We start from the raw sequence: 24,010 nt of genomic DNA, 5'->3' as shown, positions 1-24,010 counted from the left end.
GTGCAGGGGGCCGGTGCGGCGCATCGTGCCGCCTGCTTCGGCCGATACAAGACAACCATTCCGGACCCCCCATGCTTACCGACCCAGCGAAGTATGGCGATGCCCGCGGTGCGACGCTCGACCGGCTGCGCACGGCCGCGTGGCTGCAGTATCTGATCGAACACCTGGACGAAGCGGTTTGCGTGGCGACGGCCGACGCCGACGCTGGCGCAACGGCCGTCCTGCCGGCGCGCGCGGCCCGCGGGCGAGCCGGCGCGAACCTGTCGCGCGAAGCGATCGCCGTCCTGCACGAACTCGCGCCGTGGATTGCAACGGACGGCGGCGGTTGCGCGTGCGACGCGAGCGATCCGCTCGGTGCCTGCCTGCACATTCCCGACACGGCACAGCTCGCGCATGCCGAGCGACGCTGCCGCGGATCGCGCGCGGTATTCGATTCGGCGCACGGCTTCGTCGATGCATGGGCTTTCGACGATCCCGACGACGGCTGGGCCGCGCTCGAGCGGATTGCCGGCGGTGTCGAACCCGGCGGTGACGATGGCGGCGAGCACGAAGTACGGGAACCATCCGCGAACGGCGAAGCACCGCCCGCGAAGAACCTGAGAGAACGACGCGCGGCCGTCGCGGCAGCTTGCGTGGCGCCGTCGGCGCAGCCCGGGGCGATCATCGACGCGATCGTGCTGCGCGTCTGCGGGCCGCGCGACGATGCCGCGCGCGTCGACGAGATGGCCGCGCTCGCGATGTTCTGCGCGGAGCTTGCCGCCGGCAACGGGGTGTCCTTCGCTGCGTACGGCGGTCGGCACAACCTCGTTGCGCGCGCGATTCGCGAACGGCGCACCGATCTCGCGTCGATGGACGGTCTGCTCGCGGCGGTGTCCGTATGCCGGCTCGACCGGCTCGTCGGTGCGGGCAGCTTCTGGGCGTATTACCTGCTGGCGGGCATCGTGATCGCGGCGCCGGGCATCGTGCGCGAATTCGCGCGCCGCTTTCACGGCGACGAGTGGCAGACGTGGCTCGATGAAGCGCTCGCGTGGCCGGCGGTCGGCCGCTTCGGACCGACGGAGAATGTCGCGTTCGATCGCTTGCGCGGCGCGATGAGCCTGACGTCGCGCTCGAATCCGATCGTGCGCGCGAAACGCGTGCAGCCGAGGGCGGCTGCGACCACGCGGTTCAATACGGGCGGCGAGCGCGCCCGATGAAACGAAAAACGGCTCGCGGTGAAAACACCGCGAGCCGTGCAGGTTGCTGCTGCGCCCCGGGGAGGGCGCTTGCGCGGTTACGCCGTTTCAGGCTGCCGCACCGCCTTCGCGACATTGCGCGCCATCGCGCCGTTCGCGACGAAGTAAGGCACGTCGACACGCGCGAGCGGCTTGCGTCCGCGGATCTTGTCGGCGATCTTCTCCGCGATCATGATCGTCGGTGCGTTCAGGTTGCCGGTCGTGATGATCGGCATGATCGACGCGTCGACCACGCGCAGCCCGTCGAGCCCGTGCACGCGGCCTTCCTCGTCGACCACGGCCATGTCGTCGTAACCCATCTTGCACGAGCACGACGGATGGAACGCGGTTTCAGCGCGGGCCCGCACGAATGCGTCGAGTTCCTTGTCGGTCTTGCAATCGGCGCCCGGGTTCAGCTCGCGGCCGCGATAGCGGTCGAGCGCGGGCTGCCGCATGATCTCGCGCGTCGCGCGGATCGCATCGCGGAACTCGCGCCAGTCGAGCGCTTCGGCCATGTAGTTGAACAGGATGCTCGGATGATCGTTCGGGTCGCGCGAGCGCAGCTTCACGCGGCCGCGGCTCGGCGAACGCATCGAACCGACGTGCGCCTGGAAACCGTGCATCTCGATCGCGTTCGAGCCGTTGTAGTTGATCGCGACGGGCAGGAAGTGATACTGGATGTTCGGCCACAGGTCGTCGTCGCGCGTGCGGATGAAGCCGCCCGCCTCGAAGTGGTTGGTCGCGCCGAGGCCGGTGCCGTTCAGCATCCATTCGAGGCCGATCTTCGGCTGGTTCCACCACTTGAGCGCCGGATACAGCGACACCGGCTCCTTGCACTCGTACTGGATGTACATCTCCAGGTGATCCTGCAGGTTCTGGCCGACGCCGGGCAGGTCGAGCACGACGGGGATGTCGAGTTCCTTCAGCCACGCGCCGGGGCCGACGCCCGAGCGCTGCAGCAGTTGCGGCGATGCGATCGCGCCGCTGCACACGAGCACTTCGCGGCGCGCATGGGCGGTCGCGCGCTCGCTGCCGCGCAGGTACGTGACGCCCGATGCGCGCTTGCCGTCGAACAGGATGCGATCGGCGAGCGCGTGCGTGACGATCTCGAGGTTCGGCCGCGCGCGCGCCTGGTCGAGGTAGCCGCGCGCGGTGCTCGCGCGACGGCCTTTCGGCGTGACGGTGCGGTCCATCGGGCCGAACCCTTCCTGCTGATAACCGTTCAGGTCGTCGGTGCGCGGATAACCGGCCTGCACGCCCGCATCGACCATCGCCTCGAACAGCGGATTCACGCCCGGCTTGCTGGTCGTGACCGACACGGGGCCGTCGCCGCCGTGGTAATCGTTCGGGCCGACGTCGCGCGTCTCGGCCTTCTTGAAGTACGGCAGGCAGTCGAGATACGTCCAGTTCTCGAGCCCCTTGTGCGTCGACCAGTTGTCGTAGTCGAGCGCGTTGCCGCGGATGTAGCACATCCCGTTGATCAGCGACGAGCCGCCGAGCCCCTTGCCGCGGCCGCATTCCATCCGGCGGTTGTCCATGTGCGGCTCGGGGTCGGTCTCGTAGGCCCAGTTGTAGCGACGGCCCTGCAGCGGATAGGCGAGCGCCGCCGGCATCTGCGTACGGAAGTCGAAGCGGTAGTCGGGGCCGCCCGCTTCGAGCAGCAGCACCGTGACATTCGGATCTTCCGTCAGGCGCGTCGCGAGCACGTTGCCCGCGGAACCGGCGCCGCAGATGATGTAGTCGTATTCGCGTGTCGTCATGACGGGGAATCTCCTCTCGTTCTCAAAACACCGGGTTGTAACGGCCGAGCTCGACCTGTACCGACTTGATTCGAGTGTAGTGTTCGAGCGTCGTGATGCCGTTCTCGCGTCCGACACCGGATTGCTTGTATCCGCCAACCGGCATCTCGGCCGGCGATTCGCCCCACGTGTTGATCCAGCAGATGCCGGCTTCGAGGCGGTGGATCGTGCGGTGCGCGCGCGACAGGTTCTCGGTCACGACGCCGGCCGCGAGGCCGTAGTGCGTGTCGTTCGCGCGGGCGATCACTTCGTCTTCCGATGCGAATTCGAGGATGCTCATCACCGGCCCGAAAATCTCCTCGCGCACGATCTTCATGTCGTCGCGGCAGTCGCCGAACACGGTCGGCGCGACGTACTGGCCGTTGCCGAAGTGGCCGTCGGTCAGGCGCGTGCCGCCCGCAAGCAGCTTCGCGCCTTCGGCCTTGCCGCTCTCGATGAAGCCGAGCACCTTGTCGAGCTGCGCGGCCGACACGAGCGGGCCGAAGTTGGTGTCGGCATCGGTCGGCTTGCCGACGCGGATGCGCTTCACGCGTTCGAGCACCTTCTGCGTGAACGCGTCCTTCACCGAGCCGTGCACGAACACGCGCGTGCCGTTGGTGCAGACCTGGCCCGAGCTGAAGAAGTTGGCGGTGACCGCGATGTCGGCCGCGCGGTCGAGGTCGGCATCCTCGAACACGATCAGCGGCGACTTGCCGCCGAGCTCCATCGTCACTTCCTTCAGCGACGATGCGCCGGCCAGCGACATCACCTTCTTGCCGGTCTCGACGCCGCCGGTAAACGACACCTTCGCGATGTCCGGATGGCCGGTCAGCAGCGCGCCGACCGAACCGTCGCCCTGCACGACGTTGAACACGCCGGCCGGCACGCCGGCTTCCGTATAGATTTCCGCGAGCTTCAGCGCGGTGAGCGGCGTGACTTCGCTCGGCTTGAACACCATCGCGTTGCCGGCCGCGAGCGCGGGTGCGGTCTTCCAGCAGGCGATCTGGATCGGGTAGTTCCATGCGCCGATGCCCGCGCACACGCCGAGCGGCTCGCGGCGCGTATACACGAACGACTCGGCGCGCAGCGGCACCTGCAGCCCCTCGATCGCGGTCGCGAGGCCCGCGTAGTACTCGATCACGTCCGCGCCGGTGACGATGTCGACCGCGAGCGTCTCGCCGATCGGCTTGCCGGTGTCGCGCGTCTCGATCGCCGCGAGTTCGTCGTTGCGTTCGCGCAGCAGGTCGACCGCGCGCCGGAGGATGCGCGAGCGCTGCATCGCGGTCATCGCGGCCCATTCGCGCTGGCCTTCCTGCGCCGATGCGACCGCGCGGTCGACGTCGGCCGCGCTCGCCTGCTGCACCTGCGCGAGCAGTTCGCCGGTGGCGGGATCGAAGGTGTCGAAAGTCTTGCCGCTGGTGGCGTCGACGTAACCGCCGCCGATGTAGAGGCGCTGCAAACCGTATACGGACATGAGGATCTCCTTGAGGGCGAGTGCGCGACGCGTCAGTCGGACGCGAGCAGCAGGTCGATGTAATCGTGGGCGAGCTTCAGTGCAGCCCGGGTGTCGATCGGGCCGCCGGCGAGCGCGCCGCGCAGCCACAGGCCGTCGATCAGCGCGGCGAGGCCGCTGGCGGCTTCCCGTGCTTTCGCGCGCGGCAGCGCCTTGGCGAATTCCGCGCACAGGTTCGAATGGAGGCGCCGCGTGTTGACGTGCTGCAGGCGCTTGAGCATCGCGTCGTGCATGCTCTGCGACCAGAACGCGAGCCAGGTCTTCATCACGGGCGTGCTGACCTGCGTGACGTCGAAGTTCGCGGCGGCGATCGCGCGCAGCCGGGAGCGCGGGTCCTTGCGGGCGGCGACGCGGCGGCGCGTGGTGGCCGCCCACAGATCGCGCAGCACGTGCCGCATCGTGGCTTCGAGCAGGCCGTCCTTGTCGCCGAAGTAGTGGCTGACGATACCCGTCGAGATGTTCGCGCGCTGTGCGACCGAGGCGAGCGTCGTGCCGGGCAGGCCGGCTTCGTCGATCGAGCGCAGCGTCGCGTCGATCAACTGCGCGCGACGAATCTCCCGCATTCCGACTTTCGGCATCGCGACTCCTTCGCCCGGACGGGCCGTTCCTGGAAGTCGAGAGCTTAGCGGTTTTTTATTGACCGTTCAATCAATAAAAAATCGGGGTCCGACGGTAGATGGGAGGTGGCGGAACAAAGCCGATGACGCCGCCGCGATTGTGCAGGTGCGGAAAAAGCGATTGAAAGGTGGTTAAATAATTTGAAGTTTGTTTAAAACGGTTTCGGTAAAGACGGCGCAATGGGCGCGAATGTTTCCGGATTCGATTTATTACTGAACGAAAGAATGTCGAGCTATGTGAAATTCTCGTAAATCCGGAAATTCGAATGCCCTGCGCCGCTAACGGAAATTTCTGGAAATTCGTTTCAATCGATCGATTTAAACTTTTTATCTATCTGAATTTAAAGGAAATAATTGTGTCGTTCGGTTGATTGAAGGCTCGCTCGCAAACGATTGCCGCCACCTTCTGGTCGATTCCGCATACCATAAAAAATGCCAAAAATATTCGAATCTGGCGTATTTCCAGGTGGAGTAGAGGGGATCGTTGGAATGACTTGAGTAAGTAATATTGCCCGTATTAGTATGGCGCCGCACCACAAGGAATGAATCGGCGCCGCGGGTTATTCCCGCGGTGCGTCGGCAATGGGCGCGGCCAACGACCGCGACAGGGCCGGCGCCCGCCATTGCGCACCTGCAGCATGCCGCGACGCCGAGACGCCGCATCCACCGGAGAACGACGATGCCGACCGAAAAATACGTGGTCCCGCTACCGAATGGTCTGAAGGTCTACGTCGAACGGAACGTGTTCGATCCGTCGTTCGACACGGCGATGCTCGTCAACGGCGCACTCGCGACGACCGCCTCGTTCGGGCAGACCGTCCAGTATCTCGGCGAGCGGATGAACACGATCTGCTTCGACCTGCCGTACGCGGGGCAGTCGCGCCAGCACAACCCCGGCTGCTTCATCCTGACCAAGGACGACGAGGCCGCGATCCTCCAGCATCTGGTCGAGCGTTTCGCGCCCGCGTTCCTCGTGTCGGTATCGTGGGGCGGCGTCGCGTCGCTGTTCGCGCTCGCGCGCGGCTGCCCGAGCGTGCGGCGCGCGGCGATCTGCTCGTTCTCGCCGTTCCTGAACGACGCGATGGTCGACTACGTGACGCGCGCCCGCGACCACATCGCGGCCGGCGAGAACCTGAAGGCCGCGCAGCTGCTGAACGATACGGTCGGCCGCTACCTGCCGCGCATCATGAAGCTGTACAACTACCGGTATCTGACGCGGCTGCCGCGCGACGAGCAGGACCAGGTCGCGTTCCACGTCGACCAGATCCTGTCGCTGCAGCCGGAACGCTACCTGAGCGAGTTCTCGAACATCGGCTGCGAGCTGCTGTTCCTGAACGGCGAGCGCGACGAATACACGACGCCGGCCGACGTTCGCCAGCTGGCCGCGCACGTGCCGCGCGCACGCTTCGCGACGATTCCCGACGCCGGCCATTTCCTCGACATCGAAGGCCGCGCGCAGCGCGAAGCCACGCGGGCGGCGCTGCTCGACTACTTCTGCGACGCGCCGCCCGTTGCCGCGGGCATCGCGCTCGGCGCCGCGCATGCGTGCGTGCCAGCGCCGATGCCGGCGCTGTCGTCGTGACGCAGCACGTCGCGCACCGGGCACGCCGGGTGCATCCGAATTCTCATCCACACGAGGCAGGCCAGCCGTGAATATCGTTCAGACCATCGCCATCGTCGCTCCGTGGGCCATCTGGCTCGCCTACTGGATCGCGACGTCGCAGGCCGTGAAGACGACCGTGCGCAAGGAGGCGTCGCGCTCGCGCACGCTGCAGTCGATTCCGCTGATCGTCGGCGGCGCGCTGATCATCCTGCCCGATCCGTCGTGGCAGGCGCTCGTGCCCGATTGGCAGCGCTTCGGCCTGCAGGCGCAATGCGGGCTCGCGGTGCTCGTCGCGGGGCTGCTGTTCTCCGTGTGGGCGCGGCTGCATCTCGGCACGAACTGGAGCGTGTCCGTCACGCTGAAGGAAAACCACGAACTCGTTCGCACCGGCCCGTACGGCCTCGTGCGTCATCCGATCTACACCGGCTGCCTGATCGCGCTGGCCGGCGCCGCGCTGATCGGCGGCGAGTGGCGCGGCGCGCTCGGCGTCGCGCTCGTGTTCGCGTCGCTCGCGTACAAGGTGCGTGTCGAGGAGAGCTGGCTGACCGGCCATTTCGGGCCGGCGTACACGCAGTATCGCCGCGAAGTCGCGGCGCTGATCCCCGGCTTCTACTGACTCCCGCGAGGCGCGCGATGGCGAAGGTGATCGTGACCGCGATCGGCTCGGCGGGCGACGTGCATCCGCTGCTCGGCGTCGCGCGCGCGCTCGCGACGCGCGGCCACGACGTCGTGTTCTGCACGCATCCGCCGTTCGAGGCGGCCGCGCGCCGCTGCGGCTTCACGTTCGTGCCGGTCGGCACCGCGGCCGAGTACGAGGCCGCGATGGCGAACCCGGCGCTGTGGGATCCGCGCACGTCGTTTCGCACGCTGTGGCAGGTGATCGCGCCCGTGCTGCGCCCGCACTACGACGCGCTGCGCGCGCTCACCGATCGCGATACCGTGCTGGTCGGCACGCTGTGGGCGTTTTCCGCGCGCTTCATGCAGGAGCTGCACGGCACGCCGTACGTGTCGGTGCAGGTGTCGCCGTCGACGTTGCTGTCCGCGCACGTTCCGCCGACGCATCCGCGCCTGACGATTCCCGCGCGCTGGCCGCTGCCGGTGAAGGCGGCGCTGATGACGCTGATCGAGCGGCAGGTGCTCGACCGCGTGTGCGGGCCGGCGCTCAACGCGGTGCGCCGCGATCTCGGGCTCGCGCCCGCGCGGCGCGTGCTCGGCCGCTGGCTGCATTCGACCGACGGCGTGCTGTGCCTGTTTCCCGACTGGTTCGCACCGGCGCAGCGCGACTGGCCGGCCGGTCATCTGCAAAGCGGTTTTCCGCTGTTCAACGACATCGCGACGCCCGACGACGATCGCGCGCTCGACGCGTTCCTCGCGGCCGGTGAGCCGCCCGTCGTGTTCACGGCCGGGTCGACACGGGTCGATCACGCCGCGTATGCGCGCGCGGTCGCGGACGCGCTGCATGCCACCGGCGCGCGCGGCATCCTGCTGAGCCCGCACGATGCGGCACCGGCCGGCGACCGGCTGCTGGTGCGCCGCTTCGTGCCGATGCGCGCGCTGCTGCCGCGTTGCCGCGCGCTCGTGCATCACGGCGGGATCGGCACCGCGGCGCTCGCGTTCGAAGCCGGGATCCCGCAGGTCGTGACGCCGTTCGCGCACGACCAGTTCGACAATGCGCAGCGCGTCGCGGCGAGCGGCGCCGGCGTGCGCATCGACGGCCCCGTCGACGGCGCGCGTCTCGGTGCGGCGCTCGCGCGCGTGCTGGATGAGCCGGAATTCGCGGTGCATGCGGAACGCACGCGTGCGCTGATCGATGCGGCGCCGGACGGCTGCGAGCGCGCCGCCGATTTCATCGAGCGCTTCGCGCCTAACCACGGACGCGCGCGGGTGCAGGCCTACCTCGCGACGGCGGGCGCATGAGCACCGCAGCGCCGCTTCAGGACGCGCCCGCCGCCGTCGATGCACGCGAACCCGTAGCCGCCGCGCGGCCGGTGCGCGGCGCGCGGCTCGCGCTGCTGACGTTCGCGCTGTCGCTCGCCACCTTCATCGAAGTGCTCGACTCGACCGTGACGAACGTCGCGGTGCCGGCGATCTCCGGCAGTCTCGGCGTCTCGAACAGCCAGGGTACGTGGGTGATCAGCTCGTATTCGGTCGCGGCCGCAATCGCGGTGCCGCTGACCGGCTGGCTCGCGCGGCGCGTCGGCGAGCTGCGGCTGTTCGTCGGCGCGGTGCTGCTGTTCACGCTGACGTCGCTGCTGTGCGGGCTCGCACGCGACCTGCACGTGCTGGTGGTCTGCCGCGCGCTGCAGGGGCTGTGCTCGGGGCCGATGGTGCCGCTGTCGCAGACGATCCTGCTGCGCACGTTCCCGCCGGGCAAGCGCACCGTTGCGCTCGCGCTGTGGGCGATGACGGTGCTGCTCGCGCCGATCTTCGGGCCGGTGGTCGGCGGCTGGATCGTCGACAGCTTCTCGTGGCCGTGGATCTTCCTGATCAATTTGCCGATCGGGCTGTTCTCGTTCGCCGTCTGCACCGCGATGCTGCGCCCCGACGCGCAGCGCGGCGCGGCCGGCCCGATCGACGTGCCGGGCATCGTGCTGCTCGTGATCGGCGTCGGTTCGCTGCAGGCGATGCTCGATCTCGGTCACGACAAGGGCTGGTTCGATTCGCCGCTGATCGTCACGCTCGCGGTGGTCGCGGCGCTCGCGATCGTGTCGCTGCTGATCTGGGAGGCCGGCGACGCGCATCCGGTCGTCGACCTCAGCCTGTTTCGCGACCGCACGTTCTCGTTCTGCGTGCTGATCATCTCGCTCGGGATGATGAGCTTCTCGGTGGTGGGCGTCGTGTTCCCGCTGTGGATGCAGGCGGTGATGGGCTACAACGCGTTCCACGCGGGGCTCGCCACCGCGTCGCTCGGCGTGCTCGCGCTGGTGTTCTCGATTCTCGTCGGCCTGCACGCGCATCGCTTCGACGCGCGTGTGCTTGCGACGTTCGGATTCCTGATATTTGCGGCCGTACTCGCATGGGACGCGCATTTCACGCTGAAGATGACGTTCGTGCAGATCGCCGCGCCCGGGTTGATCCAGGGGATCGGGCTGCCGTGTTTCTTCATTCCGCTGACGGCCGCGACGCTGTCGCGCATCCCGGACGACCGGCTCGCGGCCGCATCGAGCCTGTCGAACTTCCTGCGCACGCTGTCCGCCGCATTCGGCACCGCGATGAGCGTGACGCTGTGGGACAACCGCGCGACCTATCACTACGACGTCGTGTCGCAATCGGTCACGCACGCGTCGGCGAACACGCAGCGCTTCGTGCACACGCTGAACGCGATGGGCGTGGACGGCGTGCGCGAGCTGTCCACGCTGCACCAGATCGTGATGCAGCAGGCGTACATGATGGCGACGGGCGACATGTTCTGGATGGCGAGCATGACCTGCCTCATGCTCGCCGCGATGATGTGGCTCACGCGGCCGAAGCGCGGCGCGGCCGCTTCGTTCGGACATTGAGGAGAGCGGTATGACGACACTCGGCGCACTCGTGATCCTGTATCACCCGAGCGACGCGCAGCTCGCGGCGCTCGGCGCGTGGCGGCACGCGTGCGACGCGCTGCTGGTCGTCGACAACACGCCGCAGCCCGATGCGCGCGCTCGCGACGTGTGCGCGCGCGACGGCATCGCGCTGCTGCATCACGGCAATCGCGGCGGAATCGCGGGCGCCTACAACGCGGGGCTCGCGGCGCTGTTTCGCGACGACGTCGACGCGGTCGCGCTGTTCGACCAGGATTCGTCGGTGCCGGCCGGTTACTTCGCGACGATGCGCGACGCCTGCACGGGGCTCGCGGGGCGCGCGTTCCTGGCCGGCCCGCGCATCTTCGACGAGAACGCGCGCAGCTTCCTGCCCGAACTCGCGACCGACGGGATCGCGTTGCGCCGGCTGCATCTCGCGCCCGACGCGCCGCCGCAACGCTGCGCGTTCCTGATCTCGTCGGGCTGCGTCGTGTCGCGCGCCGCGTTCGACGTGCTCGGCCGCTTCGACGAGACGCTGTTCATCGATCACGTCGATACCGAGTACAGCTTCCGCGCGCTTGCGCGCAACGTGCCGCTCTACGTCGTGCCGTCGCTGGTGCTGCCGCACCGGATCGGCGCGAAGCAGCGGCACGCGTTCGGCCCTTTCGAAATGACGTCGATGAATCACTCGTGGCAACGGCGCTACTACAGCGCACGCAATGCGGTGCAGCTCGGGATGCAGTACGGGTTGCGCTTTCCGGTGGCGATCGTGCCGAACCTGCTGACCGTGTGGCAGGTCGTGCAGATCGCGCTCGTCGAGCGCGACAAGCGCGCCAAGCTCGCGGGCATCGCGTTCGGCATCGCCGACGGCCTGTTCGGGCGGCTCGGTCCGCTCGAGCGCACGCGGCCGCGTCTCGCCGCGCGCGCGCGGCGCGTCCAGCAGGGGTGAGGGCGGCGATGGAACGCATCATGAAAGCGGCGCGAGCCGCTCGGCCGGCGCGGCGCGGGCAGGGCGGCTGGGCGATCGTCGCGGCCGCCGCGCTGCTGGCGCTGGGCGGCTGCGTGCCGTCGGGGTTCCTGCCGTCGCTGTCGCTGCGCGCACCGGCCGGCGACGCGCTCGCTCGCACCGCGGGGCCCGGCGCGGATGGCGCATGGCCCGCGCCCGACTGGGTGAAGCAGCTGCAGGATCCGCAGCTCGACGAACTGGTCGTGGAGGCATCGCAGAACAATCCGGATCTGCAGGTCGCGCAGGCGCGGCTGCGGATCGCGCAGTCGCAGCTTCAGCAGTTCGATTCGCTGACGGGCTTGACCGGAACGGCCGGCGCGACGGTCAGCCGCGCGCGGATGCCGAAGCCGGGCGACATCGCCGACGTGACGGCGGGCGGTTATCGCGTGCCGGTCGAGATCTTCGGCGATCCGGTCGTGTCGCCGTCGTCGGTGTTCGTCGGGCTGAACTACCAGCTCGACCTGTGGGGCAAGAACCGCGCGGCGACGAAGAGCCTGATGTCGCTGCGCGACGCGGCCGGTGTCGAGGCCGAGCAGGTGCGGCTCACGCTCGCGGTCGCGATCGTCACCGTGTATTGCCAGCTCGATGAGGCGTACGCGGTGCGCGACCTGCTGCAGCAGAAGCTGAAGATCAGCCAGCGCGTGACGGCCGTGCTGCGCGAGCGCACCGCGCGCGGCCTCGACAATGCGTACGACGCGAGCGACGCGTCGATCAAGCGCAGCCGCCTGCTCGCACAGATCGCGCTGAACGACGAACAGATCAAGCTCGCGCAATTGCAGCTGGGCGTGCTGTCCGGCCGCGGGCCGGAGCGCGGGCTCACGTTGCAGCGGCCGCGCGTCGGCGCATTCGCCGGCGGCGCGCTGCCCGCGCGGCTGCCGGCCGATCTGCTCGGCCGCCGGCCCGACATCGTCGCCGCGCGGCTGCGCGTCGAAGCCGCGTTCGCGAATGCCGATTCGACGCGCGCGCAGTTCTATCCGGACGTGAACCTCGTCGCGCTCGGCGGCGTGTTCGCGCTGACGCCCGCGTCGCTGTTCTCGCGCGATTCGCTCGCCGGCTCCGTCGGCCCGGCGATCTCGCTGCCGGTGTTCGATCGCGGCCGGCTGAAGGCGAAGCTCGGCGCGGACGTCGCGCAGGCCGACGTCGCGATCGGGCTGTACAACAAGACCGTCGACGACGCGCTCGGGCAGGTCGCGCAAGTCGTCACGTCGCTGCAGACCGCGCAGACGCTCGTCGTGCAGCAGCAGGATGCCGTCGCCGCCGCGCAGAAGATCGTGCAGATCGCGGCTGATCGCCATCGGCGCGGCGTGTTGATGCAGAAGGATGTCGATGTCGCGGACCTCACGCTGATCGACGAACGCGCGCAGCTGATCGCGCTGCTCGGGCGGCAGCGGACGCTGCGCGTCGGGCTGGTCGGCGCGCTCGGCGGCGGGTTCGATGCGAGCGCAACGACTGCGGGTGCGGCGATGCCCGCGGCGCGTACCGCGCAAGGCGCGCGGACGAAACGCGGCGCGACGGTGAACGCCGCTGCCCGCGGTAGCTCGGCGGACACCAGCGCGCAAGTGCGGCGCGCGGCGGTGTCAGGTAGCGGCGCCGCGCCGCGTGCCGCGCGGATCGATCCGCCGGCGGTGTCGGTCGCGCCGCGTAGTCCGGCTGTCGATGCCGCGAATGTGAGTGTGAGTACCGGCGCGAGTACGAGCGCCAGCGCAAATACCAGCACGAGCACGAGCACGAGCGTCGGCGTCGGCTCGCGCCGCGCGCCCCCCACCGTTGCCGCCGACACGCGCGCGTCCGCGCTCCCCCTGTTCCAGCATGACCGCCTGATCGTTACGCAAAGCGACTGATGCACCACGACAACCTTCACACCGCGGCGCAGCCGGCCACTCTGAACGACCCCGCACTCGACGCGCGCCGCGCGACGCGTCGCAAGCGCTTCATGCTGTTCTTCGCGATCGTGATGCTCGCCGCGCTCGTCTGGATCGCGTTCTGGCTGCTACGCGACCGCTATTACGAGGATACCGACGACGCGTACGTCGCCGGCAGCATCGTGCAGGTCGCTGCACAGATTCCGGGCGCCGTGACCGACGTGCTGGTCGCCGATACGCAGCCCGTGCGCGCCGGGCAGACGCTCGTGCGGCTCGACGATACGGAAGCGTCCGTCGCGTTCGCGCAGGCGAAGGCGCAGCTCGCGCAGGCCGTGCGGCAGGTCGCGAACGCGAAGATCTCGAACACGATGTACGTGGCAGCCGTGAGCGCGCGCCAGGCCGACCTGTCGCTCGCGCAGCGCGCGCTTGCCGCGCGTTCGGGCGCGTCGGTCGAGATCGTCGCGCCGGAGGAGCTGGCGCGCGCCCGCGCGGCCGTCGCCGGCGCCCAGGCGAACCTCGCGGCCGCGCAGGCGCAGCTCGACGCCGCGCGGGCGCTCGGCAGCAAGCTGCCGGTGGACGAGAGCCCGGCCGTCGTGCAGGCCGCCGCGCAGTTCAAGCTCGCGTACCGGAACCTGAAGCGCACGACGATCGTCGCGCCGGTCGACGGCACGGTCGGCCAGCGTTCGGTGCAGGCGGGCCAGCAAGTCGGGCCCGGCGTGCCGCTGATGTCGATCGTGCAGTTGAACCGGCTGTGGATCGAGGCGAATTTCAAGGAAGGGCAGATCCGCCACATGCGCGTCGGCCAGCCGGTCGACGTGGTGTCGGACCTGTACGGGTCGCGCGTCGTCTATCGCGGCCGCGTGCAGGGCTTCTCGGCCGGCACCGGCAGCGCGTTCTCGATGCTGCCGTCGCAGAACGCGGCCGGCAACTGGATCAAGGTCGTGCAGCGCGTGCCGGTCGTGATCGCGCTCGATCCCCGCGATCTGGCCGCGCATCCGCTGCGGGTCGGGCTGTCGATGCGCGCGACGGTCGATACGCGCAACCGCGACGGCCATGCGCTCGACAGCGAACCGCCGACGCCGGCCGTCAGCACGCGCGTGCACGACGGTGTCGCAAGCGACGCGGAAGCGGCTGCTGCCGCGATCGTCCGCGAGAATCAGGGCGGGTGAGTTTCCGACGCCGACGCACGCAGAAAACGCACGAACCAATTCGGGTGACAGATGGCGGGGGCGGGTGACCGGTGCATCCGACCAACGCGCCCGAATAGGGCACCCGATCGGCGCCCCCGGATCAAGGCCCCGATCAAGGTACCAATCAACGCACCCGACCAACGCACCCGCCCAACGCACGGATTGGCGGGTCGTTCGCGCCGATCGGCGGCTCCGGCGGCTCCGGCGGCCTCGCGGCCTGCATCTCCTGCAGTCCCCACCCCGAACCCCTTTTCCGGCCCGACTTTCGCATTTCCGCCACCGATGTCGGCACCGATCAAACGCGTGTCGCGTTTGAGACATCGACGCCCCCACCTCCGGGACTACTCTCGAACAGCACGTTGCGTAGCACCGCATCTGCCGGCGCACAGCAGCGCCATCCAACGAGACATGGAGACAATACGATGAGCAGCAATCGAGGTGTCGTCTATCTTGGGCCGGGCAAGGTCGAAGTTCAGAAGATCGATTATCCGAAGATGGTCGATCCGACCGGCCGCGCGATCGGCCACGGCGTGATCCTGAAAGTGGTCAGCACGAACATCTGCGGTTCCGACCAGCACATGGTGCGCGGCCGCACGACCGCGCCGATCGGCCTCGTGCTCGGTCACGAGATCACGGGCGAAGTGGTCGAGGTGGGCCGCGACGTCGAGACGCTGAAGATCGGCGATCTCGTGTCGGTGCCCTTCAACGTCGCGTGCGGCCGCTGCGCGATGTGCAAGGACACGCATACGGGCGTGTGTCTGAACGTGAACCCGTCGCGAGCCGGCGGCGCATACGGCTACGTCGACATGGGCGGCTGGATCGGCGGCCAGGCCGAGTACGTGCTCGTGCCGTACGCCGACTTCAACCTGCTGAAATTCCCGGACCGCGACCAGGCAATGGCGAAGATCCGCGACCTGACCTGCCTGTCCGACATTCTGCCGACCGGTTATCACGGTGCGGTGAGCGCGGGCGTGAAGCCGGGCTCGACGGTCTACATCGCGGGCGCGGGCCCGGTCGGGATGGCGGCGGCCGCATCGGCGCGCCTGCTCGGCGCGGCGGTCACGATCGTCGGCGACATGAACGCGGAACGCCTCGCGCACGCGCGGGCGATGGGCTTCGAGACGGTCGACCTGTCGAAGGACGCGTCGCTCGGCGAGCAGATCGAGCAGATCCTCGGCGTGCCGGAGATCGACTGCGCGGTCGACTGCGTCGGCTTCGAGGCGCACGGCCACGGTTCGTCGGGCCATTCCGAGGAAGCGCCCGCGACGGTGTTGAACTCGCTGATGGAAATCACGCGTCCGGCCGGCGCGATCGGCATTCCGGGCCTGTACGTGACGGACGATCCGGGCGCGAAGGACAAGGCCGCGCAGCACGGCAGCCTGAGCATCCGCTTCGGCCTCGGCTGGGCGAAGTCGCATTCGTTCTTCACGGGCCAGACGCCGGTGCTGAAGTACAACCGCAACCTGATGCAGGCCATCCTGTTCGACCGTCTGCCGATCGCGAAGATCGTCAACGTCGAGGTGATCTCGCTCGATCAGGCGCCGGAAGGCTACAAGAAGTTCGACGGCGGCGCGCCGCGCAAATTCGTGATCGATCCGCACGGCTTGCTGGCGGCCTGACGCACGAACGGGCGGAACATGAAACGGGCGGTACCGGAAACGGTGCCGCCCGTTTTTGCTGTGGGCGGGCGCTGCCGGCGCAGGCGAACCCCGATCGCCACGGCCCGCGATTGCTGCGATACGGCGTGCGGCACGAGACCGATCGCCGCGGCCAACCGGCCGCCGAACGCCGACACGAACGGCCGGACGCTCGCCGGCTTGCGCTTCGAGTCGTATGCGGCGATCCCGTACGACAGCATCGCGGCCGCGATCGCGCCGAATTCCGGCGCGCCCGGCGCTCAGTGCGCGCGATAGACCATGGCCACTTGGGTCGCGCTTGCCGTCGCGCGCCGACCGTGGCGCGTATGCAGGCTCACGCGGCGGATCGCGTGCGCGTGTCGCGTCGCGGTAGCGCCGCCTTTCCAGTTGACGACGCGAGTACCGCTGCGCGCGCGCACCACTGGTGCGTGCCGCGCGACCGTGGTTGCCGTGCGTCCGGTCATGTGCCGGCTCGTGCCGGCATAGCCTGCTCGATCGGTTGCGTCCAGCCGGTCGGCGGCGGCAAGCCGGTCGGGGTCGAGCGCCGGGTGGTCGGCCGGATGAAATGCATAGACGGGCGCGGGCACGACCGGCAACGTCTGCGCGTCGGCCGCATGCAGACTGGCGTCGTTTGCCGCTGGCGCCGGCGCGCCCTGGCCGCGGCAGACCGGGTCGGCCTTGCACGTCCGGTCGAACGTCACATAGCCGCCGACCAGCAGCACGAGGGTCAGGATGCTCAGCAGCGGCGCGCTCGACGCGCTCGGCCGCCGGATCGCCGCGCTGCGCACCGCGGCGCCGATGCGCGACGACCATGTCGGGACGGGGAGCGCGTCGTGCGGAGGAGCGGCCTGCGCCTCGTCGCTCTGGTTGCTCTGGTCGCTCGATTCCCTCGATTCCCTCGATTCGCTCGATTCGCTCAGCGGCGCGAACGGCCAGTCCCCGAGTCCGCAGACGGGGCATTGCTCGGTGGCGCGGAATGCCATGAAGCCGCATTGCCGGCAGCGCTGGCTGACGGCATCGCGCGGCTCGGCGCGCAGGTTCAGTGCGCCGCGCAACGTGTCGCGCGTGCGGACTTTCCGGATGGGCAGGACTTGCATGGTCGTTGCTACCTCGTCTGTCGTTGCCGCCCCGCGAGCGTCCCGAGGGTTTGCATCGCGTCCTCGACGGCAGGGGTCCACGGCCGGCCGTAGTTCAGCCGGACGTAGCGGTGAAAGGCGCCCGTCATGGAAAAAATCGGCCCGGGCGCGAGGCTGACGCCGTTTTTCATCGCGTCGCCGAACAACCGCATCGCATCCACATGCGGCGGCAATTCGATCCACAGGAAATACCCGCCGCGCGGGGCATGCACCGCCGTGTCGGGCGGGAAGTACGCGCGGACGGCCGCCAGCATCTGTGCCTGGTGCGCCGCCAGGTTGCGGCGGAGCCTGCGCAGGAAGCGGTCGTACGCGCCGTTGAGCAGGTAGCGGGATACAGCCATCTGCGCGGGCACGTCGGCCGCCGGCGCGCTCGCGTTCTTCACCTGCCTGATCTGCTTCACGTAGCGTCCGGCCGCGACCCAGCCGACCCGGAAACCGGGGGCGAGGCACTTCGAGAACGAACCGCAATGCAGCACCAGCCCGCTTTCGTCGTACAGCTTCGCGGGCCGCGTGGGCGTCGGGCCGAAGTGCAGTTCGCCGAACACGTCGTCCTCGATCAGCGGCACGCGGTGCGACGCGAGCAGCTCGATCAGCGCGCGCTTGCGCTCGTCGGGCAGCGTCGCGCCGGTCGGGTTGTGGAACGAGGTCATGAACCAGCAGGCGCGCACCGGATGCGTGTCGAGCGCGTCGGCGAGCGCATCGAGATCGAGGCCGGTGCGCGGATCCACCGGAATTTCGATGGCCTTCAGATGCAGCCGCCGCACGGCCTGCAGTACCGCGTGGTAGGCCGGACGTTCGATCGCGACGATGTCGCCGGGGCGCGTGAGCGCCTGCAGGCTCAGCGTCAGCGCTTCGGCCGCGCCGGTCGTGATGACGATCTCTTCCATCGGCAATGACGCGCCCGCGTTCAGGTAGCGCAGTGCGATCTGGCGGCGCAGCGCTTCATGGCCGGGCGGCAGTCCGGCCAGCAGTTTCGCGCGGTCCATGTTGCGGGCCGCCGCCGCCGCATACCGCCACAGGCTGCTCATCGGAAACAGCGAATAGCTCGCGAATGCGGAACCCAGCGGCACGATGTCGTCGAATTTGAGCGAGTCGAGCAAGCGGAACAGCACATCGTTGTCGCCGGCCTGCGGCGCAGCCGGTTTGCGCGGGGTGTCGTGACCCGCGCGCACGCGCTTGTCATCCAGGTTCGCAACGAAATATCCGGAGCGCGCACGCGCGGTGATCAGGCCCTCGCTTTCGAGCTTGTAGTACGCGCGAAACACGGTGGATGGACTTACACGGTAAGCGCGGCACGCTGCGCGCACGGTCGGGATACGCGCGCCGGGCCCGAGGTCGCCACGCCGGATCGCGTCGCCAATCGTCTGAGCCAGCGCCGCATAACGCTTCATGCCTGCCCTCCGGCCGATCGCGGCCGTCGTGAAAAAAGAGTAGCACGGCCTCCGCCGCGTTCAATCCCGCCCTCAAACGCTGATGCGCCTGTCGCTGATCCGGTTGTTTTCGACTCGCTTTGAGCCTTTTCTTCAGACGAGCGAGCAGGCATCCTGCGCAAGTTTCATTCCCGATGCGTGATCGATACCGAGTTCGCGCCCTCCGATGGCGGACCCGTGACCCCCGTGCACCGTGTGCGGGACCCGGGCCGCTCCGTCCCTACCTTTCCCGGAAGCAATCAGCGTGAAATCGAAGTTCCTCGCTGCGGGCCTCGTGGCCGGCATCGCTCTCAACCTGTCCAGCGGTGCCGCCGAAGCGGCCTGCATCAGCAATCCTCCGACTCAATCCAACGCGTCGTTTCCCGCGGCGCTGACCGGCAAGCTCGTCTATCACAGCTACGTCAACTACGGCGACGGCACGAGCCAGCTGTTCCTGTACGATTTTTCGGCCCATACGCTCACGCAGCTGAGCAAGAGCAGCTGGGGCATCACCGATCCGATGAACGGCGTGTTCAGCCCCGACGGCAAGTGGCTCGCGTTCATGGGCATCAGCAATGGCGCATGGAACGTGTTCATGCTGCAGCTCGGCGCCGGCACGCCGCCCGTGAACCTGACGAACAGCACCGGCGCGACGCGCAACGAAGATCCGAAATTCAGCGCCGACGGCAAGACGCTCGTGTTCAAGCAGAACGGCGACGTGAAGCAGGGCACGCTGTCGTACACGAGCGCGGGCCCGGTGTTCACGTCGGTCGTGAGCCTGACGAACGCACCGGCCGGCGCCGAATACTCGATGCCGTTCCTCGCGCCGGACGCGAGCGCCGTCTACTACGCGACGGGCACCGGCTCGAACATGGGGCTGATGAAGCGCACGATCGCGACCGGCGCGACCGCCACGTTCGATCATCCGGCCGGTCTGCAGACCTACTATCCGATCGTACGCGGCGACGGCATGGTGTTCTATGCACGCTGGAAGGATAGCGGCGGCGCGGACCAGATCTACACGAAGACCGCGGACCCGGCATCGACGCCGAACGCGCTGCCGATCAACGACTGCGTGAGCAACAACTCGGACCCGGCGCCGGTGACCGGCACGAACTACGTGTTCTTCTCGTCGACGACGGCGGGCGGCTACCAGCTCTACGTCGGCGACGTGACGACCGGCCAGCGCTGGAGCCTGTCGCAGTTCGGCGTGAACGCGGACACGACCAAGGCGAAGCTCGGCTCGAGCTACTACGGCGGCCCGGCCGCCGCGCAGCCGACGCTGCTGTCGCAAGGGCGGCCGGCTGCCGCGTCGGCGAGCTACAACACATCGCTGACGGCGGACAAGGCGTTCGACGGCAACACGACCAGCACGCGCTGGGATTCGCCGGAAGGCGCGGGCGTCGATCCGCAATGGATCTCCGTCGATCTCGGCGCGGTGAAGAAGATCAGCAGCGTCGATCTCTACTGGGACGCGGGCGCGCTCGTGTACCAGATCCAGACGTCGAACGACAACGCGAACTGGACGACGGTCTACTCGACGAACAACGGCGTGTCGTACGGTCACGTCACGTTGCCGAACCTGAATGCGCAGGGGCGTTACGTGCGGATGCTCGGTACGAAGCGGGCGACGCAGTGGGGGTACTCGCTCGACGAAATGCAGGTGTGGGGATCGTAAGCACCAGCAAAAAGCGGCCTTCGAGGCCGCTTTTTTTTATCGCGCAACTCGTGCGTCACGCATGAATCACATGCGCCGGAAACGCCGGCGCGGATGTCGCCGCGCCCGGCGCGAGCGGCGCGACCTGCTTGCGGCGTTCGCGCGTCGGCGCGACGCCGAACGCGTCGCGATAGCTCTTGCTGAAGTGGCACGCCGACTGGAAGCCGCACGCCATCGTGATGTGCATGATCGACATGTCGGTCTGCAGCAGCAGCTCGCGCGCGCGGCGCAGCCGCAGCGTCAGGTAATAGTGCGTGGGCGTCATCCCGAGGTGTTCGCGGAACAGGCGCTGCAACTGCCGCTGCGACATGTTCGCGAGCCGCGCGAGCTCCTCGCGCGACAGCGGTTCCTCGATGTTGTTCTCCATCAGCGAAATCACTTCGAACAGCGACTTGTTCGCCGAGCCGAGCCGCGCGACGAGCGGCATCCGCTGTTGCGCGCTCGTGTCGCGCACGTGTTCGACGATGAACTGCTCGGCGATCTGCGTGACGCGCGGCGTGCCTATCCGCGCGGCGATCAGGTTCAGCATCATGTCGAGCGGCGCGACGCCGCCCGTGCACGTGATGCGATCGCGGTCGACCACGAACAGTTCCTTCAGGAAGCGCGTGTCCGGAAACTCTTCCTTCAGCGCCGACATGTTTTCCCAGTGGATCGCGCACGCGTAGCCCGCGAGCAGCCCCGACTTCGCGAGCGCATAGGTGCCCGTGCACAGGCTGCCGAGCGGAATGCCCGAACGCGCGAAGCGGCGCAGCGTCGACAGATGGGCGGGCGTGGTCGCACGCTGCACGTCGACGCCGCCGCACACGAATACGATATCCGGCTGCCCGACGCACTCGGCCGGGCCCGTGTCGACCGTGAGGCCATTGCTCGCCGTGACCGGGCCGCCGTCCGGGCTGATGATCGACCAGCGGTAGAGCGGCTGGCCGCTCAGGTAGTTCGCCATCCGAAGCACCTCGATCGCATTGGTGAACGCGATCATCGTGAAGTTCGGTAAAGGCATGAACGCGAAGTGGGACAGCGACGCTGTGCGGTCGGGCGACATGGGGAGCGTTCCTTGAATCTCTAATAGCTTTTAGCCCGAGGCGCGGATCGGGCTGCCGTATTGTGGGAGCGAGCGCAACAACCGTGCCATACGGCTAAACCCTAGCTCCATACGTTGTATGGGCGCGGGGCGGATGCTGCACTGCACCGTAAGCGGGCCGCGCTGCACCCGGGAAGCACAGCACAGGCACCGGCGAAGTGCCTGTCCATCGGTGAATCGCGAATTCACCGCACACGCCGGCTTGCCTCGTCATCCCAAAAAGCACGACCGGTCACTTGTACAAAACGGACGCGCATGGCGGAAAAGGTAAAGAACGCGTCTAAATTCATCAATCCGTCGAAAATCCGAACGACAAGAATAGAGCCGTCGGCAGCCTTGCACTGGATGCGCTGGAAACCCAGGTACGGCGGGCCTCGAGCTTCGGTTTCACGCCCTTTATTCTTCGTCACGGACGCACTATGTCGAACACCCAGCCTTTCTTCTCGCAGCCCCTCGCCGAGCGCGACGCGCCGGTGCGCAGCGCCATCCTGAAGGAACTCGAGCGCCAGCAGTCGCAGGTCGAGCTGATCGCGTCGGAAAACATCGTGTCGCGCGCGGTGCTGGAGGCCCAGGGTTCGGTGCTGACCAACAAGTATGCGGAAGGCTATCCGGGCAAGCGTTACTACGGCGGCTGCGAATTCGCGGACGAGGTGGAGGCGCTGGCGATCGAGCGCGTGAAGCAGATCTTCAACGCCGGCTATGCGAACGTGCAGCCGCACTCGGGCGCGCAGGCGAACGGTTCGGTGATGCTCGCGCTCGCGAAGCCGGGCGACACGGTGCTCGGCATGTCGCTGGACGCCGGCGGCCACCTGACGCACGGCGCGAAGCCGGCGCTGTCGGGCAAGTGGTTCAACGCCGTGCAGTACGGCGTGAACCGCGACACGATGCGGATCGACTACGACCAGGTCGAGGCACTCGCGCACGAGCACAAGCCTAGCCTGATCATCGCCGGCTTCTCGGCATACCCGCGCGCGCTGGACTTCGCCCGCTTCCGTGCGATCGCCGACAGCGTCGGCGCGAAGCTGATGGTCGACATGGCGCACATCGCGGGCGTGATCGCCGCCGGCCGCCATGCGAATCCGGTCGAGCACGCGCACGTCGTCACGTCGACCACGCACAAGACGCTGCGCGGCCCGCGCGGCGGCTTCGTGCTGACCAACGACGAAGAGATCGCGAAGAAGATCAACTCGGCCGTGTTCCCCGGCCTGCAGGGCGGCCCGCTGATGCACGTGATCGCCGGCAAGGCCGTCGCGTTCGGCGAAGTGCTGCATGCGGACTTCAAGACCTACATCGACAACGTGCTCGCGAACGCGCAGGCCCTCGGCGAAGTGCTGAAGGCGGGCGGCGTCGACCTCGTCACCGGCGGCACCGACAACCACCTGCTGCTGGTCGACCTGCGCCCGAAGGGCCTGAAGGGCGCGCCGGTCGAGCAGGCGCTCGAACGCGCGGGCATCACCTGCAACAAGAACGGCATTCCGTTCGACACCGAGAAGCCGACCGTCACGTCGGGCATCCGCCTCGGCACGCCGGCCGGCACGACGCGCGGCTTCGGCGTCGCGGAGTTCCGCGAAGTCGGCCGCCTGATTCTCGAGGTGTTCGACGCGCTGCGCGCGAACCCCGAAGGCGACCACTCGACCGAACAGCGCGTGCGCCGCGAGATTTTCGCGCTTTGCGAGCGCTTCCCGATTTACTGATCGACGACCCCACATACAGCAGAGACTGGAGCGAAAGGCAGATATGAGCACGCTGCATCAGGACAGCATCATCATCGACGGACTGAACATCTCGAAGTTCGAGAAGCCGGTGTTCGAGGACATGCGCAAGGGCGGCATCACGGCCGCGAACTGCACGGTATCGGTGTGGGAGAACTTCACCAAGACCGTCGACAACATCGGCGTGATGAAGCAGAAGATCCGCGAGAACGGCGAACTGCTGACGCTGGTGCGCACGACCGACGACATCTTCCGCGCGAAGAAGGAAGGCAAGACCGGGATCATCCTCGGCTTCCAGAACGCGCATGCGTTCGAGGACAACCTCGGCTACATCGAGGCGTTCGCCGACATGGGCGTGCGCGTCGTGCAGCTCTGCTACAACACGCAGAACCTGGTCGGCACCGGCTGCTACGAGCGCGACGGCGGCCTGTCGGACTTCGGCCGCGAAGTGATCACCGAGATGAACCGCGTCGGCATCATGGTCGACCTGTCGCATGTGGGCGGCAACACGTCGTCGGAAGCGATCGCGTTCTCGAAGAAGCCGGTGTGCTACTCGCACTGCCTGCCGTCGGGCCTGAAGGAACATCCGCGCAACAAGAGCGACGCGCAGCTGAAGGAAATCGCCGACGCCGGCGGCTTCGTCGGCGTGACGATGTTCGCGCCGTTCCTGAAGCGCGGCATCGAGGCGAACATCGACGACTACATCGAGGCGATCGACTACGTCGTGAACCTGATCGGCGAAGACGCGGTCGGCATCGGCACGGACTTCACGCAGGATTTCGCGAAGGAATTCTTCGACATGCTGACGCATGACAAGGGCCGCTATCGCCAGCTGACGAACTTTGGCAAGGTGATCAACCCGGACGGCATCCGCACGATCGGCGAATTCCCGAACCTGACCGCGGCGATGGAACGCCACGGCTGGAAGGAGTCGCGCATCCGCAAGATCATGGGCGAGAACTGGGTGCGCGTGTTCAAGGACGTGTGGGGCGCGTAAGCACCCGCCGAGCCGAACCGCCACCCGCGATTCAACAC

At 68.0% G+C, this 24,010-nt stretch carries 19 protein-coding genes; 12 read left to right on the top strand and 7 right to left on the bottom strand.

The window, feature by feature from the left end; translation table 11 throughout:
- Positions 1–71: 71 nt before the first annotated feature.
- Complete coding sequence (locus tag DIE02_RS06815; RefSeq protein WP_124485135.1) at positions 72–1,196, top strand: hypothetical protein; 1,125 nt, start codon at positions 72–74, stop codon at positions 1,194–1,196.
- Positions 1,197–1,273: 77 nt separating this feature from the next.
- On the opposite strand, the gene betA is transcribed toward DIE02_RS06815, so the two are convergent.
- From betA to betI, 3 genes are read right to left on the bottom strand one after another with little or no spacing between them, the layout of a single operon-like run.
- Positions 1,274–2,974 carry a choline dehydrogenase gene (betA, locus tag DIE02_RS06810; RefSeq protein ID WP_044844378.1) on the bottom strand — a complete coding sequence of 567 codons (1,701 nt, stop codon included), beginning with the start codon at positions 2,972–2,974 and terminating at the stop codon, positions 1,274–1,276.
- 22 nt (positions 2,975–2,996) lie between these two features.
- Positions 2,997–4,466: a betaine-aldehyde dehydrogenase gene (gene betB, locus DIE02_RS06805; protein ID WP_044844377.1), complete on the bottom strand. Its 1,470-nt coding sequence runs from the start codon at positions 4,464–4,466 to the stop codon at positions 2,997–2,999.
- Positions 4,467–4,498: 32 nt separating this feature from the next.
- Positions 4,499–5,083 carry a transcriptional regulator BetI gene (gene betI, locus DIE02_RS06800; protein ID WP_124485136.1) on the bottom strand — a complete coding sequence of 195 codons (585 nt, stop codon included), beginning with the start codon at positions 5,081–5,083 and terminating at the stop codon, positions 4,499–4,501.
- Between the two features lie 718 nt (positions 5,084–5,801).
- On the opposite strand from betI, the gene DIE02_RS06795 reads away from it, so the two are divergent.
- From DIE02_RS06795 to fdhA, 8 genes are all read left to right on the top strand, one after another.
- Positions 5,802–6,704, top strand: coding sequence for an alpha/beta fold hydrolase (locus tag DIE02_RS06795; RefSeq protein ID WP_124485137.1), 903 nt, complete (start codon positions 5,802–5,804; stop codon positions 6,702–6,704).
- Positions 6,705–6,771: 67 nt separating this feature from the next.
- Positions 6,772–7,341 carry an isoprenylcysteine carboxylmethyltransferase family protein gene (locus DIE02_RS06790; protein WP_124485138.1) on the top strand — a complete coding sequence of 190 codons (570 nt, stop codon included), beginning with the start codon at positions 6,772–6,774 and terminating at the stop codon, positions 7,339–7,341.
- A gap of 17 nt (positions 7,342–7,358) precedes the next feature.
- A complete protein-coding gene (locus DIE02_RS06785; RefSeq protein ID WP_124485139.1) occupies positions 7,359–8,642 on the top strand; it encodes a glycosyltransferase in 1,284 nt (427 codons plus the stop codon).
- Positions 8,639–10,225, top strand: a complete 1,587-nt coding sequence (locus tag DIE02_RS06780) for a DHA2 family efflux MFS transporter permease subunit (RefSeq protein WP_124485140.1) — start codon at positions 8,639–8,641, stop codon at positions 10,223–10,225. Before DIE02_RS06785 ends, DIE02_RS06780 begins: the two co-directional genes overlap by 4 nt.
- Before the next feature lie 10 nt (positions 10,226–10,235).
- On the top strand, positions 10,236–11,174 hold the full coding sequence (locus DIE02_RS06775) for a glycosyltransferase family 2 protein (RefSeq protein WP_124485141.1): 939 nt from the start codon (positions 10,236–10,238) through the stop codon (positions 11,172–11,174).
- A 20-nt stretch (positions 11,175–11,194) separates the two neighbouring features.
- A complete protein-coding gene (locus DIE02_RS06770; RefSeq protein ID WP_260427241.1) occupies positions 11,195–13,072 on the top strand; it encodes an efflux transporter outer membrane subunit in 1,878 nt (625 codons plus the stop codon).
- Positions 13,072–14,262, top strand: a complete 1,191-nt coding sequence (locus DIE02_RS06765) for an efflux RND transporter periplasmic adaptor subunit (RefSeq protein ID WP_124485143.1) — start codon at positions 13,072–13,074, stop codon at positions 14,260–14,262. The genes DIE02_RS06770 and DIE02_RS06765 overlap by 1 nt, the downstream gene beginning before the upstream one ends.
- 443 nt (positions 14,263–14,705) lie before the next feature.
- Positions 14,706–15,902 (top strand): formaldehyde dehydrogenase, glutathione-independent, encoded by a 1,197-nt coding sequence (gene fdhA, locus DIE02_RS06760; protein WP_044844368.1) that lies wholly within the window; start codon positions 14,706–14,708, stop codon positions 15,900–15,902.
- Positions 15,903–16,180: 278 nt separating this feature from the next.
- Here fdhA and DIE02_RS06750 read toward each other — a convergent pair whose 3' ends face one another.
- Positions 16,181–17,017 (bottom strand): ATP-dependent serine protease, encoded by an 837-nt coding sequence (locus DIE02_RS06750; RefSeq protein ID WP_124485144.1) that lies wholly within the window; start codon positions 17,015–17,017, stop codon positions 16,181–16,183.
- Between the two features lie 8 nt (positions 17,018–17,025).
- Positions 17,026–18,447 carry a PLP-dependent aminotransferase family protein gene (locus DIE02_RS06745; protein WP_124485145.1) on the bottom strand — a complete coding sequence of 474 codons (1,422 nt, stop codon included), beginning with the start codon at positions 18,445–18,447 and terminating at the stop codon, positions 17,026–17,028.
- A gap of 283 nt (positions 18,448–18,730) precedes the next feature.
- On the opposite strand from DIE02_RS06745, the gene DIE02_RS06740 reads away from it, so the two are divergent.
- Positions 18,731–20,143: a discoidin domain-containing protein gene (locus tag DIE02_RS06740; RefSeq protein WP_044844365.1), complete on the top strand. Its 1,413-nt coding sequence runs from the start codon at positions 18,731–18,733 to the stop codon at positions 20,141–20,143.
- Positions 20,144–20,198: 55 nt separating this feature from the next.
- Here the strand turns inward: DIE02_RS06740 and DIE02_RS06735 are convergent, their stop codons facing one another.
- A complete protein-coding gene (locus DIE02_RS06735) occupies positions 20,199–21,224 on the bottom strand; it encodes a GlxA family transcriptional regulator (RefSeq protein WP_124485146.1) in 1,026 nt (341 codons plus the stop codon).
- 224 nt (positions 21,225–21,448) lie between these two features.
- A complete protein-coding gene (locus tag DIE02_RS06730) occupies positions 21,449–21,673 on the bottom strand; it encodes a hypothetical protein (RefSeq protein ID WP_124485147.1) in 225 nt (74 codons plus the stop codon).
- A 9-nt stretch (positions 21,674–21,682) separates the two neighbouring features.
- Here DIE02_RS06730 and DIE02_RS06725 point away from each other — a divergent pair, with 9 nt between their 5' ends.
- Complete coding sequence (locus tag DIE02_RS06725; protein WP_124485148.1) at positions 21,683–22,957, top strand: serine hydroxymethyltransferase; 1,275 nt, start codon at positions 21,683–21,685, stop codon at positions 22,955–22,957.
- A 43-nt stretch (positions 22,958–23,000) separates the two neighbouring features.
- Positions 23,001–23,972 (top strand): dipeptidase, encoded by a 972-nt coding sequence (locus DIE02_RS06720; RefSeq protein WP_044844362.1) that lies wholly within the window; start codon positions 23,001–23,003, stop codon positions 23,970–23,972.
- Positions 23,973–24,010: the final 38 nt, after the last annotated feature.

The organism is Burkholderia sp. Bp8991 (assembly GCF_003853795.1).
In the GTDB taxonomy this organism is placed as follows: domain Bacteria; phylum Pseudomonadota; class Gammaproteobacteria; order Burkholderiales; family Burkholderiaceae; genus Burkholderia.
The sequence above is the reverse complement of the archived record's forward strand: the minus strand, read 5'-3'. Positions and strand labels throughout refer to the sequence as shown.

Bases quoted from the DNA above. Each gene is read 5' to 3' on its own strand.
- DIE02_RS06815 (WP_124485135.1), top strand. From the start codon at position 72: ATGCTTACCGACCCAGCGAAGTATGGCGATGCCCGCGGTGCGACGCTC.
- betA (WP_044844378.1), bottom strand. From the start codon at position 2,974: ATGACGACACGCGAATACGACTACATCATCTGCGGCGCCGGTTCCGCG.
- betB (WP_044844377.1), bottom strand. From the start codon at position 4,466: ATGTCCGTATACGGTTTGCAGCGCCTCTACATCGGCGGCGGTTACGTC.
- betI (WP_124485136.1), bottom strand. From the start codon at position 5,083: ATGCCGAAAGTCGGAATGCGGGAGATTCGTCGCGCGCAGTTGATCGAC.
- DIE02_RS06795 (WP_124485137.1), top strand. From the start codon at position 5,802: ATGCCGACCGAAAAATACGTGGTCCCGCTACCGAATGGTCTGAAGGTC.
- DIE02_RS06785 (WP_124485139.1), top strand. From the start codon at position 7,359: ATGGCGAAGGTGATCGTGACCGCGATCGGCTCGGCGGGCGACGTGCAT.
- DIE02_RS06780 (WP_124485140.1), top strand. From the start codon at position 8,639: ATGAGCACCGCAGCGCCGCTTCAGGACGCGCCCGCCGCCGTCGATGCA.
- DIE02_RS06775 (WP_124485141.1), top strand. From the start codon at position 10,236: ATGACGACACTCGGCGCACTCGTGATCCTGTATCACCCGAGCGACGCG.
- DIE02_RS06770 (WP_260427241.1), top strand. From the start codon at position 11,195: ATGAAAGCGGCGCGAGCCGCTCGGCCGGCGCGGCGCGGGCAGGGCGGC.
- DIE02_RS06765 (WP_124485143.1), top strand. From the start codon at position 13,072: ATGCACCACGACAACCTTCACACCGCGGCGCAGCCGGCCACTCTGAAC.
- fdhA (WP_044844368.1), top strand. From the start codon at position 14,706: ATGAGCAGCAATCGAGGTGTCGTCTATCTTGGGCCGGGCAAGGTCGAA.
- DIE02_RS06750 (WP_124485144.1), bottom strand. From the start codon at position 17,017: ATGCAAGTCCTGCCCATCCGGAAAGTCCGCACGCGCGACACGTTGCGC.
- DIE02_RS06745 (WP_124485145.1), bottom strand. From the start codon at position 18,447: ATGAAGCGTTATGCGGCGCTGGCTCAGACGATTGGCGACGCGATCCGG.
- DIE02_RS06735 (WP_124485146.1), bottom strand. From the start codon at position 21,224: ATGTCGCCCGACCGCACAGCGTCGCTGTCCCACTTCGCGTTCATGCCT.
- DIE02_RS06725 (WP_124485148.1), top strand. From the start codon at position 21,683: ATGTCGAACACCCAGCCTTTCTTCTCGCAGCCCCTCGCCGAGCGCGAC.
- DIE02_RS06720 (WP_044844362.1), top strand. From the start codon at position 23,001: ATGAGCACGCTGCATCAGGACAGCATCATCATCGACGGACTGAACATC.